The following is an 18,946-nucleotide window of genomic DNA, read 5'->3' on the forward strand; positions in this document are numbered from 1 at the left end:
CTTAAAGCGAGTTGTCGCCTAACGAGTAAAATTATGCCTGAGCCTTATATTTACCTTGCGAATGCTATTTCCTCAAAATTCAAACAAGCCCCGCACGTTGTCGTGATTTCATTTGCTTGTGCGGCTTTTGTACTTAGCCAGGCATAAGTCGAAAATTACCGACCATCAAGCAGTGCAGTGAGCTTGTTACTACTTGGTGTAGATGAAACCTCCATAGCAACCGACTCGTGATCGGCTGTGTCAACGGCGACAACATGATAGGTATAGGGTATATCCACCACCACATCCATATCAGTGTAAGTTGTGGCAGTTAGGTTTGATGTTAACAATTCAAAAGGCGCATTGGGGTTGATCTGACGGTAAATACGGTACTCAGAAAATTCATTCAGCCCGGCATGAGACCAAGTCAGCTGCACTTGTTCAGGGTCAGCACTCACGCTTAGATTAGTTACAGGGGCTGGGCTTGGTAGCGCACTTGCCACACGAGGGATCTTTATTTGCGTGTATGATAATGCCGGCAGCGTGCCGGTGAATTTATTTGATGCCTTAGCATAAGTAATAGGCGTTGTTACATATTTCCCCCATTTATCCTTGGTGCCAACCATAGTGGTGGCAACCGGAGCATTGACGATATCCAAATCGACACCCGCAACAGCGATATTAACCGGCTGGGCTTCGAGCGATTTATTCAACAAATACACAGTGACTTCATCAACAGTTTTTGAAGTAAAACCATAGACTTGTAGATGATCTGATGAAGACTCCACCATCATAGTGCCCTGTGCATTAGCCAACAACCCCATACCAAGATGAAAGGGATTCATTCGATAATTTTGTTTGTGGTTTATTAGGGCGTCTTCCGGCGAACTGCCACGGATATTACTCCAGAACGCCGTTGTGAACCAGTTACCCAACACAAACTCTTGCAACATATCGGTCAGCAGTAAACCTTTGCTATATTGATCAAAGCCTTCATAATTTTTGCGTTTACCCAACCCGTATTCATTGTTAGATATCAATAAACCCGGTCGGCCCAGAGATTTGGCAATATCGCGATAACTATTAGCAGCATCACGCCATGCACGCGCATTATTTTTCCGATCTAATAGTGGCACTTCAACAGTCCACTCCTTAAAAGTACCAGGGGCTAAACCCGGATTTCCACCGTAGGGCCATTTCCCATGGGTTTCTAACCCGTCAGCTGAACCACCGTCATTGGCAAGAAATTCGGTAACGTGCTTAATACTTGCTTTGTTGTTATTCCAAAAAATAAGAATATTTGGATCTGCCGCTTTCATGGCTTGTGCATGAGCTTTGAATGTTTGCGCGTATTCAGCTACTGAGCCATGCTGAAATTCTTCTTCATTGCCAATATACCAGATTGCGCCCCCCTGCCCTTTCGCCAACACGTATTTAACCATGCGTACAGCACGGTCAACACTTTCTTGCTGGCGGTTAAATTTATGACCCGATAAGGAGTTAACACCAAACATGCCACTGATACCGCTCTTGTTAACAAACGAAATGTACTCGTCCAACCCCATCCATTGTGAAGCTGGTTCGTTCTTGGCCTGATTCCAATCAGGATCCCAAGCATCACCGGCCAAAACACCCGTAGGATTTTCCCAGTTCCAGTATTTAACGACAGAGCCGCCGGGATAACGCGAGGTGCCAATGCCCACTTGATTGGCCCAAGCTGCGATAGAGCCGTCATAGACAGAATCTACGTCCTCAGTATAGAGATGATGCATACCGACCAGCCTGTCGCTGATCAGCCATTTTTCGATATCAGCGTTCACCGAGACCTCAACCGCTGCAGATAAATTGCAGCTCAACAAGCCTAAGCCCAAGGCTGTAACCAAAGCTAAGGGCGTTTTAAAATACTTGTCTTTCAATATTGCCATGAAGCTTACCTTATTAATTCGTTAGCTGGGTTTTGCCTTGCCAACAACATGACGAGTGAGCCAGCTTAATGCTTGTTTGCGCTCGTATAGTCAAGCTAAACAAAAACTCTGATACTGGTAACAATTACATCACAACTATGTATTGCAAATACCGCAGGCATTCAAAAAATCGTCTCAAATTGTCGCAAGATGTATCAAATGTGATGCAATATGAGATATTTTCGCGCAAACTGTCAGTTATAGTATTTAGCAGTATCAATAAAAGATAATTAGATCATGATGAAACATATTCTTATAGTGGACGATCAGGCAGAAATTCGTGACTCCTTAGAAACCTATTTGAAGCAACATGCCTTCCAAGTTACCCAAGCCGATGGTGGTAAAGAAATGCGCTCAGTATTAGCAGCCGAGCAAATAGACTTAGTGCTATTGGATGTGATGATGCCAGATGAAGATGGTTTGACGCTATGCAAGTATTTACTAGAAATCCAAGGCCCTCCGGTAATTATGTTAACGGCAATGGACGACGCAACCGACTGTGTGGTTGGCCTAGAGATGGGCGCCGATGATTATATTACTAAGCCTTTTATTCCCCGAGTATTGTTGGCCCGTATTAAAGCCGTATTACGCAGGCAACAACCGGAGACAAAAACGACAGAAATACAGAAAGAAAGCGATACCGCATATCACTTTGATATTTGGCGACTGGATAAACAGCAGCGACAGTTAATTCGTAATGACGATCTGATCGTTCCGCTGAGTAGCTCAGATTTTTATCTACTCGAAGTCTTTCTAGCGCATCCGCAACAAGTATTAAGTCGTGATCAAATTCTCAATTTAACTAAAGGCCGAGATGCCTTCCCATTTGATCGCAGCATTGACAATCAAATCAGTCGATTACGAAAGAAAATCGAAGTTGACCCACAACACCCTAGCTTGATTAAAACCGTTTGGGGTGATGGTTACATGTTTACCGGAAAAAATAGCAAGTGAAAAAACACCAGCAATTAACCAAACAATTAACCAAACAATTTTTTAAGCTCAGCCTCTGGCCTAAAAAACTAACCCATCAACTTATGGTATTGTTTTTGTCGGCCTTGCTATTATCTCAAGGTACTAGCCTGTGGTTACTCTTTGACCGTGATCTAAGTTCCATAGAAACCCAGAACCAAATGAAAATAACGAATGATGTGCTTAATCTGGCAAAATTACTGAATGCCAGCCAGCCACAATTACACCAAAGAATTCTGTCCACTTGGAAAATTCCCGGAGTGATTTTTAAGCTAACAACACAGACTGATATTGGCCCACCGAGTACTAAACGAGAAAAGTTCCTTAGTAAAAGGATTCTCGCTTGGTTACAGGATGAATTTGGCAAGTCACCGCGACTAAAAATTAAACTCTCTGAAATATCCCAAAGTGAAAGGCAAAAAAACACTTGGCTGAATAAACTTATCAAAGAGAATACAGGCAAAGATTATAACCGCCTGAACTCTTCACCTGTTGATCAACTCAATGTCGCCATTCCATTGCAAGACGGCCGTTGGCTTGAAGCGATGGCTCAACCGCCAGCAATATCCTCACTAATTAATTCCCAAAATACCCTAGTATATATTCTAACTGTTACCCTATTGATCTCAGCAATACTATTTTGGAGCCTACGTAAAATAACGAGGCCGTTAGCACAACTCACTCTAGCAGCCACTCGGTTAGGTCGAGGGCAAAAAGTAGCGACAATAGAGCAACAAGGCCCGGATGATATACAAAATACCATCGCAGCTTTTAATCTGATGAATGAACGATTACAGCGCTTTGTTTCTGAGCGCACCCATATGTTGGCAGCGCTTTCGCACGATCTTAGAACGCCTTTAACCAGCATGCGCTTACGTGTAGAGGTGCTGCCAGAAAGTATTGAGCGAGACAAGTTGTTGGAAAGTCTCAATGAAATGACGCAAATGTCTGAAGCAACGCTGGCATTTATCAGTACCGGCAGAGATCAAGAAAGCACGGTTAAAATTGATATTGCCGCCTTGCTTTGCAGTGTTTGTGACGATCTTATCGAGATGGGTGAGCCGGTACAGTTTGAATATGAACGCGCTATTATTCTGTCTTGTCGTCCCATACGTTTGAAGCGATCCTTTACAAATTTAATTGGCAATGCCATCAAATACGGAAAATGTGCACAAATCATGATTGAGCAACAAGATAATACCGTCATTATCACTATTCAAGATAAAGGCCCAGGTATCCCAGAAAAATATCAAAGCAAAGTTTTTGAGCCTTTTTTTCGCATTGAATCGTCACGCAGTCGTGACACTGGCGGCATTGGCTTAGGCCTATCGATAGTGCAACAAAATATCAATAGTCATGGCGGTAAAATAGCACTGCGTAATAATGACATCGGCTTACAAGTGATAATTAGCTTACCTTGCAAGTAGCCGTCTCATTAAATAAGCGATATATACTCGTTCCGCTATAACTTCATCACCGGAGATGGAATTTGTTTCAACCATATAAAAAATTTATACTTACCTTTGCTTTGATACTTGCCTCTATGGTTACTTTCAGCCCAGCAATAAATGCCAGTAGCCCACCCAATAAACAGCCCAACATTGTCTTTCTTCTAATTGATGATTGGGGATGGCAGGATGTCGGCTTTATGGGCAGCAGCTATTATGACACCCCAAACATGGATGCCTTGGCAAAACAAAGTATCCGTTTTGATCATGGCTATTCTGCCGCACCTAATTGTGCCCCAACACGCGCGGCGCTGATGTCTGGTCAGTATGCCCCGCGCACAGGTATTTATACTGTCGGAGACCCCGCCCGTGGTAAAACCGAGCAACGGAAATTGATCCCTAGTGACAATACTACCGTGCTAAGTAATAGCGTTGTCACTATGGCTGAAAGCATTAAAGCTGCGGGCTACAATACGGCTTTTATGGGCAAATGGCATTTGGGTTCAGGCGTAAATGGGGGGCCACTGGTGCAAGGTTTTGATGTAAATATTGGTGGTAATGAGACCGGTGCACCTAAAGGAGGATATTTTGCCCCTTATAAAAACGCTGATATGGCGCAGGGACCTGATGGGGAGTACTTAACTGACCGTCTTACACAGGAAGCGATAAGTTATATTGAACAGCAATCGAATGATAAACCCTTCTTCCTCTATCTTTCTCATTATGCAGTTCATACCCCCATTCAGGCCCCGGAAGATACCCGTGTTAAATATGAAAAACGCCAAGGGGATAAATTTCACCATAACGCCAAATATGGCGCTATGGTTGATCATGTTGATCAAGGGGTAGGTAAAATACTGGCGACATTAAAAAGTAAGGGGTTTGATAACAATACCCTAATAGTACTTACCGCAGACAATGGTGGTCATGGCCCGGTTACTCAAGCACCCGATCTACGAGGTTTTAAAGGCTCGCCCTATGAGGGCGGAAATCGCGTGCCTTTGCTCATTCGTATGCCAGGGCACATGGGCGCAGGTCGCATCACCAATGTCGCGGTGAACTCCATTGACTTTTACCCAACCTTAGTTGAAATGGCTTACGCTAAGATGCCGGAGGGGCAGATTTCTGATGGAGAAAGCCTAGTACCTATCCTAAACGGTGGCAATGCCTTGGCGCGTGATGCCCTCTTCTATCACTTCCCAGCTTACCTTCAACCCAAAAGTAATAACAAAGGAGTCTGGCGTGCTCGGCCATTTGGCGCTATTCGCATGGGAGATTATAAGCTGATTGAATTTTTCGAATATGGTCAGCTTGAACTCTATAACCTGGTCGAGGATAGCAAAGAAAGTAAAAATTTAGCCCTTGAAAAGCCACAAATCACGGCCAAACTATTGAAAAGAATGCAGGCGTGGCGCACTGAAACGAATGCGCCAATCCCTACAAAGATAAACCCTGAATATAATAAGAAATTTACGCCTACCTCTTTTGTAACATGGCCAGATGTTAAGGCGCTAATAAAGTAACTAAATATGGAAAAACTTTTGATTAAATTAAACTTTAAATCCTGCTCACTACTGTCAATTTTAGCGATAGCAGGTTGTACCCAGCAAGCTGATACCTTGGAAACTCGTACCGATAAACGTCCTAATATCATCTATATATTGGCAGATGATTTGGGTTATGGCGACATAGGGCCTTTCGGTCAGAAAAAAATCAAAACACCCAGTCTAGATATAATGGCCCAGCAAGGTATGCGCTTAACAGAGCATTATGCGGGCAGTACCGTGTGCGCACCTTCTCGTGCATCATTAGTAACAGGTAAGCAACCAGGAAAAGTTCAGATTCGAGGTAACTTCGGGTTGGGCTCTTTTCTAGATGAAGAAGAGTGGGGACAATTGCCTCTTCGTCCAGGCACTGAAACTATCGGAACACTAATGCAAAAAGCAGGTTATGAAACAGCATTAATAGGCAAGTGGGGCTTAGGTGGCCCAGAGTCTTACGGTATACCTAACAAACAAGGCTTCGATCACTTTTTTGGTTATTTAGATCAAAAACAAGCCCATAATCATTACCCTACTCACTTGTGGTTAAATGAAGAAAAATTTCCGTTAAATAATGAATTTTTGCATACCCATCAAGCGTTACCAGAAAGTGCAGATCCAAATAATTCATCAAGTTACTTACCGTATAAGCGCAATGACTATGCCCAACAACGTCTTGCCGATGACGCCCTGAGGTATATTGAAGAGAATAAAAATAAGCCATTTTTCCTTTTTCTATCCTTTGCTGCTCCTCATGCAGCATTGCAAGCACCAGACGAAGAATTGCAACCTTATAGCCACTTTAAAGAAACGCCAAATGTCGGTGGTGAACAACAATACATCCCGGTGCAAAAACCAAACGCGACCCGCGCTGGTATGATTTCTCATATGGATAGAAGCATCGGCAAAGTATTAGCAAAATTAAAAACGTTAAACCTAGACAAAGATACCCTCGTTATTTTCACTAGTGATAATGGCCCTTCATGGGAAGGTGGCGCAGATTTAAACTTTTTTGATAGCAATGGTCCTTACCGAGGATATAAGCGTGATCTATATGAAGGTGGCATAAAGATGCCAACCATTGCCTGGTGGCCAGGTAAAATAAAGGCAAATTCTAACTCTGCTCATTTATCGGCATTTTGGGATATTATGCCTACACTGGCGCAATTAGCCCAAGTTGAAACGCCTGTTGATACTGATGGCATTTCTTTTCTACCGACATTATTATCTTCTGGCGAGCAAAAATCTCATCAACATTTATATTGGGAATTTCACAATAATAATGGCGACCATGCCCAAGCAATTCGTTTAGATGATGACAAGGGTCATTGGAAAGCCGTACGGTTATACAACAAAGAGCATCGTAGCAATCCGCCAATTGAACTTTATAACTTATCGGTAGATGCAGCAGAGCAAGTTAATATTGCCAATGCACACCCTGATGTAGTATCAAAAATGAAACAACTCATGGCAGAGTCTCGTACACAGTCAGATATCGATGCTTGGAATTTTGATTATTGGCCAAAAGATTAATAAATGAATACCAAACGGATTAATTATCCAACTTAGAGTTTTAACAGCAAGCTTAGAACAAACAAAATTTGTAAAACTTACTCTATATTTCGATCATTTAGTGATGTTATCACTTTACCAATGAACTCCCAAGAGCGAGTTTAAAAAGCTTATAAGCGGCGTTATTGATTTTGACAAGGTTCCTACACGGATGTAGGACATTAGGGTAACGCAGGAGCAGTTACCGAGAATAACCGTTCTCGGCTTTGTCTCCTGAGTCGCTCTACTTTCTCCATCCATGGTGTCGTCTTCAATCAATGCCTTGCCTTTAAGCCCTTTAATTGTCGCTGAGTGGGAAAGAACTTAATCAAAATTGTATTAGTCACCACCTTTCATCCATTTCGATACCGCAGGTGGTGTAGACAATTGACCTTTATGTGTCATCGGACGCTTTAAAAATTTTGTAAACGAGTCAACCAGGGAATTCATTAATTTTGGGTGAGCATCTTTAATATCTTCTGATTCATCTTCATCATCAGAAAGCAAATAAAGTTCATCTCCCTCTACTTCCAAAACTTCTTTGTCCATCTTTTTACTGATGATAGCCGTCCACAGCTTATAATCAGCATCATAATCATAAAATGACCATGCATAACGACTTTTGTCACTATGTCCTTTCTTCTTCACTGCTTGCTGAGATTCGGCACGTCGATTGGCCTGTATAGCCATATATTCTCGTATCGGAGGATTTTTGGTTGAAATAGGTTTCGGATCCACTAAGACATGTGAAAAATCGTAACTATCAACAGCTTGGTTGTCAGGAATCCGTATTCCCGCTAACGTAGACACCGTTCTATACACATCTGAAAGACTGATCATTTGATCGGTTATTCTTGTATTGGCAGGAAACATAGCATTAGCGCCATTGTTGCCAGCCCAATGCCAAATAAAAGGCACTCTATGCCCTCCTTCGTAAACATAACCTTTTTTACCACGTAACGCTTTTCCATCTAAACCAATACCTTGAGCGTTTACATAACTAGCCTTCTTTTCACCTTTGTCCTGAAACTCGATACGGTCCCCGCCATATACTCCATCTTTGTTATCTTTATAAAGCTTATTGCTCCAAGTATATTGTTTAGGCTTGCCAGCTCCATTGTCACTCGTGTAAATGATAATCGTATTTTCCAACTGGCCAAGCTCTCTAAGCTTTTCTACAAACAATCCTATCGCCACATCGGATTCATACACCATATCCGTTCTCTGATTAACCGTTTGACCTTTGACAGAAATTGCGCCTTTTTTTGTTAAATTTTCCGTATCAAGCGGATCATTAACATTAAAAGCTACTGGTGGTTTGTGTGGCGTATGACCAGCTTGAGACATATAGTGAATATAAAATGGCTTATCTGCCTGCGTAGCATAATGGTTATCCAAAAAGCTTAATGCATTCCTCATTAGCAATGGTCCAACGCTTTCAGTAGTATAGTTGTCCATTCTTTTACCCTTCTTTGCATCGACCAAGTGCTTACTTATTTGGGCTTTAGTCAGTTGCTTAAAACCGCCATCTGAAAATCTGGCTATCTTACCATTTTTGAAAAAGGCATATGGAGGTGCTTGTATACCATTTGCCAATGCCAAAGAGTGATCAAAACCATGGTCGAAAGGTCCATCTTTGTATGTACCCTCTTCTACATTGGCATATCCTCCCAAATGAACTTTGCCAAAAAAAGCCGTGTGGTAGCCATTCTTTCCAAGTTGGTCAGCCAAAGTTTCCTGATCAGGTAATATCTGATTGGCTTCTTCATGTCCCCAAGTACCCTTAGGTAATTTTCCTCTATAAACATGATTGCCCGTTAGTAATGCATATCGTGAAGGGGCACAAACAGATGCTGGAGAATGTGCATGATGAAATGAGACTCCCCCCTGTGACAACTTATCAATGTTAGGAGACAATGTTTTATTTGTTGGGTTATAAGCGCCAATATCTCCTTGCCCAATATCATCAACCATAAATATTAGAACATTCGGACGTTGGTTTTGTGCATGTAGTGCAGTGCTTATTATTAAAGCAATAATAAATAGTGTTAGTCGTTTCATTGTTTAAAAGATTTCATCCTAATTATAATTTCAATTATTCTCGGCTCATAAAGCTCAGCAAAGCTAGGAGGTTGTCCGAGCCCCTCACTTTTTCTTACCCGACTTGCCCTTGCCCTTGAAAAGAATGTCGCCGCTTTCGATTTGCGCTAGATCGTTCAGCATGTCAGGCTTCACCTCTTCCCACCAACGATCCAGGTGTTTTTTATAGCGTTGAACGACTTCCGGGTGCTGGGCGCTGACGTCGGTGAGACCGCCGGGATCAGTGATATAGTCAATCAGCTCGGGGGCTGTGCCTGGCTGGCCCCAACTCATTCGGTACTGCTTGTCGTAAACGGCGGCGTAATTGTATTTGTATTGCTCGAGTTGGTCACTGCGTGGCCAGCGCCCCCTGTGGGATACCAGTATGCGATTTGCTGGCACGGCGCTACTTTGCCCTAAGATGTCTGGCAGGAGACTATGGCCGCTGATCTTGGGGTCATCCAGTTTCACCCCCGCTATGGCAGCAAATGTGGGCAGCAGGTCGGTTGCACTGGCAAGAACATTGTTCTTGCCAGCTTGGGTCACGCCTTTCCAGCGAATGAAAAAGGGAACGCGGGTAGAGCCAACCCATGCCTGACTTTTGGCACCTCTCATGCCTGCATTAAAGAGACCCGATTCCTGCAGGAAGCCATCGTTATCGTGTCCGGCACCGCTTGCTCCTGAGATGGCGTGTCCATTGTCAGTCATAAAGATCAGTATCGTTTTGCGGGAAAAACTTTGCTGTTCCTGCCACTTCAACAGACGACCTACGTTAGCATCCAAAGCACTGACCATGGCGTAATAGCCTTGCTGATTTTTCGTCAGTTTCGTGTCCTTGTATAAGTCCAAGAACTGCTGCGGCGCCGCGACCGGACCGTGCGGGATACTGGTAGGGATATAGGCGAAGAAGGGTTTACTGGTATCTGCGCCTTCCATCCACTTCATCGCTTCAGTAAATAATACGTCGGCGCAGAAGCCTTTATACTTGACCCTCTTACCATTTAGCTTGAGGGTCGGATCGAAGCGTTTGAGCTGGTTGAAGGTCCAGAGCGCATGATCAAAACCGCGTTGATGGGGTTCAAGCGGTTTACCGCTAAGCCCCAGCTTATCTTTACTCGTACTCAGATGCCACTTCCCGAACATGGCCGTCTGATAAGATCCCTTTTTCATAACCTGCGGCAAAATGGTGATATCATCCCGCAGGTTATTGCGCTTTAAGATAGTGTGTGTCACGCCCGCTACAAAATGATGGCGACCGCTCATTATCTCCGCCCTCGTTGGTGCACAAGAGGGCGCCACATTGAAGTTACTGAACTGAAGCGACTCAGCTGAAAGCTTGTCTAAATTGGGTGTATGAATGAGCTTGTTGCCCATCATTCCCAGTTCTCCCCAGCCCATGTCATCAGACATCACAAGGATAATGTTTGGTTTCGACATGCTCACTACAGATGGATTGTCGACTATTGATTGTGCCGCAACGATTGAACTTTCGGCGAAAAAGGCAGCGCAGAAAATGGAAAGTAGCGGTTTACAACTAAGTAAAATAAGCAATAGTTTGATCCTTGTATAGATTAAAAAAGTTGCTAAAAAGGACAGCTGGGAACTTAACAAACAATAGGCATATACTACACAGCCTATTGTTAATGTGCTTCGGCTAGTTTCCTTAGCCTTTTATTAGTTTAAACGTCACAGGCCACATATCATTGTCAAAAACGGCATCAGCTGGCGGGGTGATCACAATACCTTCAGCCGTGCGTGTCCATGTTATTTCTGCATCACTGCCAAGTAATGAAAGTGATTTAATTTTTACATCTTTTCCTACAGCGCTCTTTGAAAAACTGGTAATGGTAAAAGGCTGTTCCGGCCAGCCCAAACGGGTTGCGTAGATATTCTGACCATCCTTGCTGCGGGTAAAACGAATATCGCCATCGTTAAGTTTAAAGCGGCCCATTTGAATACGCTCAGGGTCATTATAAACATGTGCCTTCCAGGTTGGTTTCACTTCACCTATAGATTTACCTGGCTCCAGCTCTCCGTATACCAACCAGGGACGGCTGGCATGGATCCCTTCGCCAACGACATCCATCCAACGCTTCATCTCTTTTAAAAATAAAACTTCTTTTTCCTGGATGGAGCCGTCTGATTTTATTGCAAGATTAAGCATCATATTGCCGTTTTTACTAACTGTGTCGATGATTTTTCTGAAATTCCTCTCAGAAGCCGTATTCCCTCTACCAGGCCGATAAAACCATCCTGAGATGCTACTGTGTGTTTGCCATTTATAAGGGGCCGTACCTACCAGAAACCCTCCTTCATAATCTGGAACAGCTTCTTCTTTGTAAAGCGATTCGCGCTTGAAAGTGATGACTGGCTCAACGCCCCATCCTTGAGATTTATTATAATAATTAGCCACGATCCGGCGAAAAGCGTCTTGGATGACATAGCTGCCTGTGGCATCAAAAATATCAGCTGTTCCGCCATCAACAAAAATATAGTCAGGGTGAAATGTATCCACCAATTCTGCAAGGGTATCTTCCCATTTTTTAGTGGCTTCAGGTTTTGGTAAACCGTATTTATCTAAGCCTTCACCGTAAAGTTGAACATAACGCGGGTCTGCGCTGTCATAACCTTCTACCTTGTTATAATACCAAGAGTGCCTAGCCACGTGGGTAGAAACACCCACCTTAACCCCTCGTTTTCTGGCTGCATCGATAACAAGTTTAGTTGTGTCTATCTTCGGTCCCATTTTAGCCGCATTAAACTCATCGATTAATTTTGAGTCCCACATGGCAAAGCCGTCATGGTGGATGGCCATAGGCACAATATATTTGACGCCGGCCTCATCCAATAAGCGGACCATTTCCTCAGGATCAAAGCCGTCGCTGCTCATCAGCGGAATAAGATCTTTGTAGCCAAATTCTTTAGGATCGCCATACCATTTTTTTTGCATAAGATAAGTCGCGTCTTGTTCGTTATCCGGTTTATTTGGAAAACGAGGATACATGTGGGCTGCCCACTGCCCAACTGGGTTTTTAATAGCGGTCCCTTCATATTTTCCTCTTTGCTTAAAGAAAGCCGCAACATCTTTGTTAAAATGATCACCCATTATTGAGTGCGGTCCCCAATGGTAGAAAAAACCAATTTTGGCATCTTCATACCATTCCGGTACCTCATAGTTTGAAAGGCTCTCCCTGGTGGGTTCAAACGTCTCAGCTTGCGCAAAAGTCGAGCCTAAAAACAGGCTCAACATGACAACAGATACCATTTTATTTTTCATATTTTCTACGCCTTTCTCATTCGCTTATGAGTAAAAGAAACACTATATTTCCCCTTCTTCAAAAGCTGATAAATACTGATAACAATTACATCACAACAAAGTGTCGAAAATACCTCAAACATTCAAAAGGTTGTCGTAAATTGTCGCAAGAGGTATTAAAGGTGATGAGATATTTTAACGCAAACTGTCGGTTATAATATTTAGATAAAGTAACCACGCCGATGCTAGAAGGTTTATGTCCGAGAGGGCCATATAGTTTAAAAGTTAAACAGATTGTTTTTTAAACTGATCGGTGCTCTGGCTGTACGTGCCAACCTTACCTTGTTTTCGAACAACGCGAGAGACAGTTGATGTTGAAACACCGGCAACACGAGCAACATCCTTAATTGTAATCATCATTCCATTCATAACGCCTCCCAAAGAACCTAGTTTTTAACAACGGGCTTGAGTAACCTGACTTTCAGGTTACTCACCATGAAGCTAAAGTCTATAAGAGACACTTAGCTCAACGCGTCTGTCGCTATAACCAAAATTTTCTGGTCGCTCCATGTTTTCATAATACGAATGTAATTCAGTGCGGGTTAGATTTTTTCCTTTAATAGATACTTTTAAGTTTTTACTTACTCGGTAATTAACAGACGCCGATAAGCTGCCACTTGCTTCACGGAAGATCGCATCACCGTTGTTTACCTCTTGATGATAGTCATCACGCCAGTTCCAGGCAACTCTTGCCGAAAAATCATCTTGAGCATAAATGCCGACCACGTTGTAGCTGAACTCAGACAAACCCTCTAGTGGCAAATTACGCCCCTCTTGCCCCTCTATATCAGAAGGTGTTTCACTGTCAATCCAAGTGCCATTCACCTGAACACCTAGATGTTGTAAGTAGCCGGGCAGAAAATCAAAAAATTGTTGATAAGCAACTTCAAGTCCTTTTAAATCGCGCTTTTGACCATTAACTTGGCTGGTTATTTCAAACTCAATACCATCATAGGTCTGATCGTAAGTAGATTTTCGCAGAAAGCCATCAATTTTTTTGTAAAAAAGCGAGCCCGATACATAGCTGTTATCATTAAAATACCATTCCAAAGTAACATCGGCATTATCAGAGGTATATGCTTTGAGGTATGGGTTGCCTGCTTTTCCGGTAAACTGCTCATAATTCAGGCTAGTTGTTGACGGGCTCATGGCTATAAAACTAGGTCGTCCCATCGTTGTAGAGGCGGCAAAGCGGAAAATTAATTCATCACTTAAATCAAATTTAACATTCATTGATGGCAGAATATGATTTTCATCCGTATCAACCGACAGTGGCTCGTAGCCACCGTCTGCTTGTAATATAGCTCCTGTTGAAGAAATGTCACTTTTGACTAGTCGCACACCAAGATTACCCGAGACCGGAATACCTGCCAACTCAGAGACCATATTTAGCTGAGCATAAGCGGCGTAGGTTTTTTCGGAAAAATCATAAGTATCATTTTCAAGGGGGGTATCGTAAATATCCCCAATACCGTATGCTGCCAGAATCGCCTCTTTATTATTTCTCAAGAATTCACTATCGGCGATAACCATGCCCTGTGGCCGAATGACCCCACCTTCTTTGGCATAAAAATCATCAGAGCCGGCGATAAAGAGCCCATCGAAACCATTAAGGTCATCAGCGAGGTTATTTACCTTTAGATCAAAAGAATCACGTACTGCTTCACGTGAAGTAATACGAATGCCGACGTCAATACTTTCGATAACACCATCATATAAGTCATAGGTAAAATCGACACGTGCTGCCGTTTCGCTGCCGGTTAGATCTTGTGATCTGTCACGATATTGTTTAAGTTTATAATTGTCAGGATCACTGACATCTAATGGTTCACCACCAGAAAAGACAGTTACCGATGGGGATCTATGATGAGCATTGGTATAATCCATGCTGAGAACATTATTTTTAGACTTGGCCTCCGGCTTCATATTGACTTCTTCTTTATGACTATCACTGTCGGTATAACTGACCTCAGCACTTAATTGCATATCACCGAATGAATAATCACCACCAATGGCAACATTATAACTGTCAGTATCGCGTACGTTGTACTGAGATAACGCATTGTAAGTAGCTTTGTTAAACTGAGCTGTGACAACATGTCCTGAGTCATCAAAGGTAATAGCAGTAAGATCTTTAATTTTGTGAGAAAATACCTGAGCCTCTCTACGCTGAACACTTTCGTACTGGGTAAAGCCGGTATCTAGGAAAAAACTGAGATCGTTATTAGGCACCCAATCAAAGCCTAACAAAACATTAGTACGCTTAGTTTCTTCTTGTCCAAAGACGATATTGTTACCGTATGACATTTTAGCGCCAGCGGGGGGATTAAATTTTTCGGGAACTTCATCTCTCCAGCGAAAGGTTTTGCTACGCTCAAAAGCTGCTTGACGCTCTTGATAATTAACCGCGAGCAAGGCACCAATATCACCCATGCCAGTTTGCCAGTTATTGCCAAGCACTAGGCTAAATTTAGGGCTTAGTGGATCTACCCCCTCGGCATCTGCGGCCAAATCAGCATATTCTGCGCCAACAGTCACCACCGCTTTAAATTTTTTAAAATCGGTAGAGCGTAGGCGATGCATATTTATGTTGCCACTGATACCACCTTCAATCTGTTTGGCCACAGGTGACTTAGTAACATCGACTCTTTTCATCGCTTCAGAGGGTATATCGGTAAAATTCACATTTCGTGTACCACCGGTAAACACCGTTCGGCCATTCACTAAAGACAAGGTTTCTCTTAACCCTCTAAGGGCTACCGAGTCACCTTCGCCACTGTCACTACTGCCGATTTGTATACCTGGCACCCGCTGTAAAGCTTCGGCTATATTAGCATCGCTAAACTCGCCGATATCTGTTGCAGCGATGGAATCTAGTACCTGTGAAGCGTGACGTTTTTCAGTCATTGCCGAGGTAAGCGCGTTACGTATACCTGTAACCTCAATCACTTCAATTAGTTTGGTTTCTTGTTTTGTTGCATTTGTTTCTTGCTTTGTCTCTTGCTCTGTCTGCGCGGCTTGAGCTGGAATTAGTGCGGCAGAAATACAAATTGCCAGTGTTGTTTTTAAAAATCGATGCTGCTTTATTTTATTTTTATTTTTATTCATTGTACTTCCCCTAATAAGATTGAAGTTAACTCAGTAATATCAAAATGACCACATACGCGTGTTGGCATATCAAGGTCTTGCAGACTATTATTTTTCCTTATACTGCATCTGGATCAGAATCTGACTATCACTAGTAAAACAAATGAATGTGTCAAAGATATGCCCGAACAATACTATTTTTCCTCAATTGGGTTACACACGGATACATCTTGATACAAATCAAAAATCAAACTATTTATACTCGTGTCACTTCAAAATGTACTTTCAGAGCTACAGAGAGATTTCACTTTTAGGCGCATCAATGAAGTCATGGCATTCCCTTACGAAATGATGCAACAACAAAGTGGGATTGCTCTGTAGCTCCCTATGGGTGGGTTTTAAAACACTTTATGCCGCGTTATTTATTTTGAGAAGGGAATAACCATTCTCTGCAACCAATGCCTTGCCTAAAGTGTTTTAAACTCCCACTGAAAGGAACATCTTGAAGTATCACGAGTATATATCCTCAATTTGAGCTTATTTTAATACTTTGCTGTGACAACATTTGACTCTGCGCCTTAATTACCGCGCCCGTAAGCGAGTCCCCCACCCTGATGAGCACACTTGCAATACCTGCTTCGGTTTTAACGCTATTGCTATTAACGACACTGATATCGCCCTCAACAGTAAAACTGATTTCCTCACCCGAGAGAGGAATGACATTACCTTTTTGATCGACAATTTTTGCATAAACAAAGACGGTATCATTCACACCCGCTTGTATTTGTTTACCACTTTCATCAATTTCCAGTTCAATTTTAAAGGGGGCTTGGGGTGTAGCTATATGATGGTGCGCTGTTACTTTACCGTCAATATAACCTAACGCCTTAAGTTCACCCTGCTCAAATTTATCCAGATTGAAAGTAAAAGGTGGGTGCGCCAAATTGTTGCTATTGGCGTTTTTATCGGGTTTTTGAATACCTAAACTTTTACCATTTAAAAACAACTCCACCTGTTCGCAGTTACTGAAAATACGTACATTTAAGTCAGATCCTTGCTGCCATTCACTGGCGATAAAAATCATCGGTCCGCTATCATATTTTTCCGAGACTTCGCTAGCATCACGCTGTGACTGGAAAAAATAGTAGCCATATTTAGGCAGTCTATCTATGCTCATGATGCCAGAAGACTCAAGATCTGCTGAAAAGCCACGATTATAGTCAAACATTACCCAATAACCATCGGCAAAGGCTCGGGTATTGAAATTATCATTATGAGACTCTTGAATATTAGTAGCCTGTTGCAACAAACGTTTTTCACCATCACTCAACAGTTGACGACTAGAACGATCAGCCGCCATTAGCCCTGCCCAGTTATCCTGATTGAGGCCGGCATTCATCGCATGATATTCCCAATCACCATACTCAGAGACAATATAAGGTTTATTGCTTTGCTGCTTGGTTTTCTTATTTTTCTTCTTACCCTTTTTATGCTTAGCGTGTTTTAGTCTGTGCTGACGTGCTTGTACATAAATATCATAACCATACTCCTTCCACCCTGCGGAGAAACACTGATCACTTGGACACTCTTCATGCACAGCCGCATTCAACTTATCGATAAATTTTTCGGTCATGCGAGACTCATTGAGGGAACACTCCCAAGCCAATACAGAAGGGTGATTACGATCGCGACGTATCATATCCCGGCAGGTTTTTATGACATGCTGGCGAAAAGCTTGGCTGTCGCTATAATATTGCCAGCCGAGAATATCATTGAGCACCAGTAGACCAAGTTCGTCGGCTGCGTCCATAAAAGCCGGGGACTGTGGGTAATGTGACAAGCGGACGAAATCAAAGCCAGCGGCTTTAATTTTAACGGCATCGCGATACTGAGCGTTGTCGGAAAGCGCGTAACCTATATATGGATATTCCTGATGACGGTTGACGCCACGCAAAAACATCTCTTTACCGTTAAGTTTGAAGCCATCTTTAGCTATTTCAAAGCGTCGAATACCAAGACGCGTCTGCTTTTTATCAACCACTTTCGCTTCGCTAACCACTTCAGTGACTAGTTGATACAGGTTAGGCTCGTTTGTTGACCAAAGTTTAGGTGTCGCAACTAGCATAGATTGTTGTACTTCAATGTCATGCCCTGCTGCTAAGCTAAGCGCCTTGGATGTTTGCTCTAATACTTTAGTTTCTTTGAAGTATAGTGTTTGCCTTAGTTTAAATTGCTGGTTTTCTTTACTGTCATTTTTAATGTGAGTTTTAATGGCAATTTCAGCTTCTTTACTGCTTACCCTTGGAAAGGAAGCATAAACGCCACCGCTGGCGACCTTGTCAGCAAACATTTCATCACTAATATGCAGTTGATTTTTTATCAACAAGAAAACATTGCGGTACAAACCACCATACATATTGAAATCAAGCCTAGTTAGCGGTTTAGGACCCGTAACCAGACTATCTCGGTTGTCTAACTTAACCACAATTTCATTCGGCTGATCAAAGCTTAAAACGCTGGAAAGGTCGATAACGAAGGGCAAATAACCCCCATGGTGCGTTATCATTTTTTTATTATTTACCCAGACCTCTGCCTTATTCATTGCCCCTTCAAAACGTAAAAAGGCTTTTTTTCCACGCCACTGGGGCTCAGCAGTAAAAGACTTTCGGTACCAGGCAAAACCTTGCCACTGATCGTGAGTAACTTTAGGTTCAATTCGGGTTGTATGAGGCAGTTCAACCTGCTCCCATGCGGCTCCCTCAATTGACGAAATGTCAAAATTCTCTGCACCTTTGTCAGCTACAGAGTCAACTCGATAGAACTGCCATTGCTTGTTGAAATTTAATGTAGTGGGAGAGTAGCTCTCCCCTAATTGCTGATTGGAGCAAACAGCAAACGAAACAGTAAGGCAGAGTAACGCCCATATAACTAGCGTTTTTATCATCGTTTTAAACCCTGCTATCAGAAAGTTGAAAGTGCACAGGCCGACAAGTTATCAAGCCTGTGTTG

11 protein-coding genes are annotated in these 18,946 nt (G+C 42.7%); 4 read left to right on the plus strand and 7 right to left on the minus strand.

The window, feature by feature from the left end:
• Positions 1–155: 155 nt before the first annotated feature.
• Positions 156–1,904: a fibronectin type III domain-containing protein gene (locus F580_RS0104145; protein ID WP_019026428.1), complete on the minus strand. Its 1,749-nt coding sequence runs from the start codon at positions 1,902–1,904 to the stop codon at positions 156–158.
• Between the two features lie 276 nt (positions 1,905–2,180).
• Here F580_RS0104145 and F580_RS0104150 point away from each other — a divergent pair, with 276 nt between their 5' ends.
• The 4 genes from F580_RS0104150 (at position 2,181) to F580_RS0104165 (ending at position 7,437) form a co-directional block, all read left to right on the plus strand.
• Entirely contained in the window at positions 2,181–2,897 is a 717-nt protein-coding gene (locus F580_RS0104150) for a response regulator (RefSeq protein WP_019026429.1), read from the plus strand.
• Complete coding sequence (locus F580_RS0104155) at positions 2,894–4,342, plus strand: sensor histidine kinase (RefSeq protein WP_019026430.1); 1,449 nt, start codon at positions 2,894–2,896, stop codon at positions 4,340–4,342. Before F580_RS0104150 ends, F580_RS0104155 begins: the two co-directional genes overlap by 4 nt.
• Before the next feature lie 62 nt (positions 4,343–4,404).
• Positions 4,405–5,886, plus strand: coding sequence for a sulfatase (locus F580_RS23940; protein WP_019026431.1), 1,482 nt, complete (start codon positions 4,405–4,407; stop codon positions 5,884–5,886).
• 6 nt (positions 5,887–5,892) lie between these two features.
• Entirely contained in the window at positions 5,893–7,437 is a 1,545-nt protein-coding gene (locus tag F580_RS0104165; protein WP_019026432.1) for an arylsulfatase, read from the plus strand.
• A 357-nt stretch (positions 7,438–7,794) separates the two neighbouring features.
• On the opposite strand, the gene F580_RS0104170 is transcribed toward F580_RS0104165, so the two are convergent.
• The 6 genes from F580_RS0104170 to F580_RS0104200 all read right to left on the minus strand — a co-directional run bounded on the left by F580_RS0104170 (position 7,795) and on the right by F580_RS0104200 (position 18,881).
• Entirely contained in the window at positions 7,795–9,516 is a 1,722-nt protein-coding gene (locus F580_RS0104170) for a sulfatase family protein (RefSeq protein ID WP_019026433.1), read from the minus strand.
• 84 nt (positions 9,517–9,600) lie between these two features.
• Complete coding sequence (locus tag F580_RS0104175; RefSeq protein ID WP_211215606.1) at positions 9,601–11,085, minus strand: arylsulfatase; 1,485 nt, start codon at positions 11,083–11,085, stop codon at positions 9,601–9,603.
• Positions 11,086–11,197: 112 nt separating this feature from the next.
• Positions 11,198–12,811, minus strand: a complete 1,614-nt coding sequence (locus F580_RS0104185; protein ID WP_019026436.1) for an alpha-L-fucosidase — start codon at positions 12,809–12,811, stop codon at positions 11,198–11,200.
• Positions 12,812–13,075: 264 nt separating this feature from the next.
• Complete coding sequence (locus tag F580_RS26800) at positions 13,076–13,210, minus strand: LacI family DNA-binding transcriptional regulator (RefSeq protein WP_019026437.1); 135 nt, start codon at positions 13,208–13,210, stop codon at positions 13,076–13,078.
• Between the two features lie 81 nt (positions 13,211–13,291).
• Positions 13,292–15,958, minus strand: coding sequence for a TonB-dependent receptor (locus tag F580_RS0104195; RefSeq protein ID WP_019026438.1), 2,667 nt, complete (start codon positions 15,956–15,958; stop codon positions 13,292–13,294).
• 505 nt (positions 15,959–16,463) lie between these two features.
• Positions 16,464–18,881 carry a glycoside hydrolase family 2 TIM barrel-domain containing protein gene (locus F580_RS0104200; RefSeq protein ID WP_019026439.1) on the minus strand — a complete coding sequence of 806 codons (2,418 nt, stop codon included), beginning with the start codon at positions 18,879–18,881 and terminating at the stop codon, positions 16,464–16,466.
• Positions 18,882–18,946 lie beyond the last annotated feature (65 nt).

The organism is Colwellia piezophila ATCC BAA-637 (assembly GCF_000378625.1).
Taxonomy (GTDB): Bacteria; Pseudomonadota; Gammaproteobacteria; order Enterobacterales; family Alteromonadaceae; genus Colwellia; species Colwellia piezophila.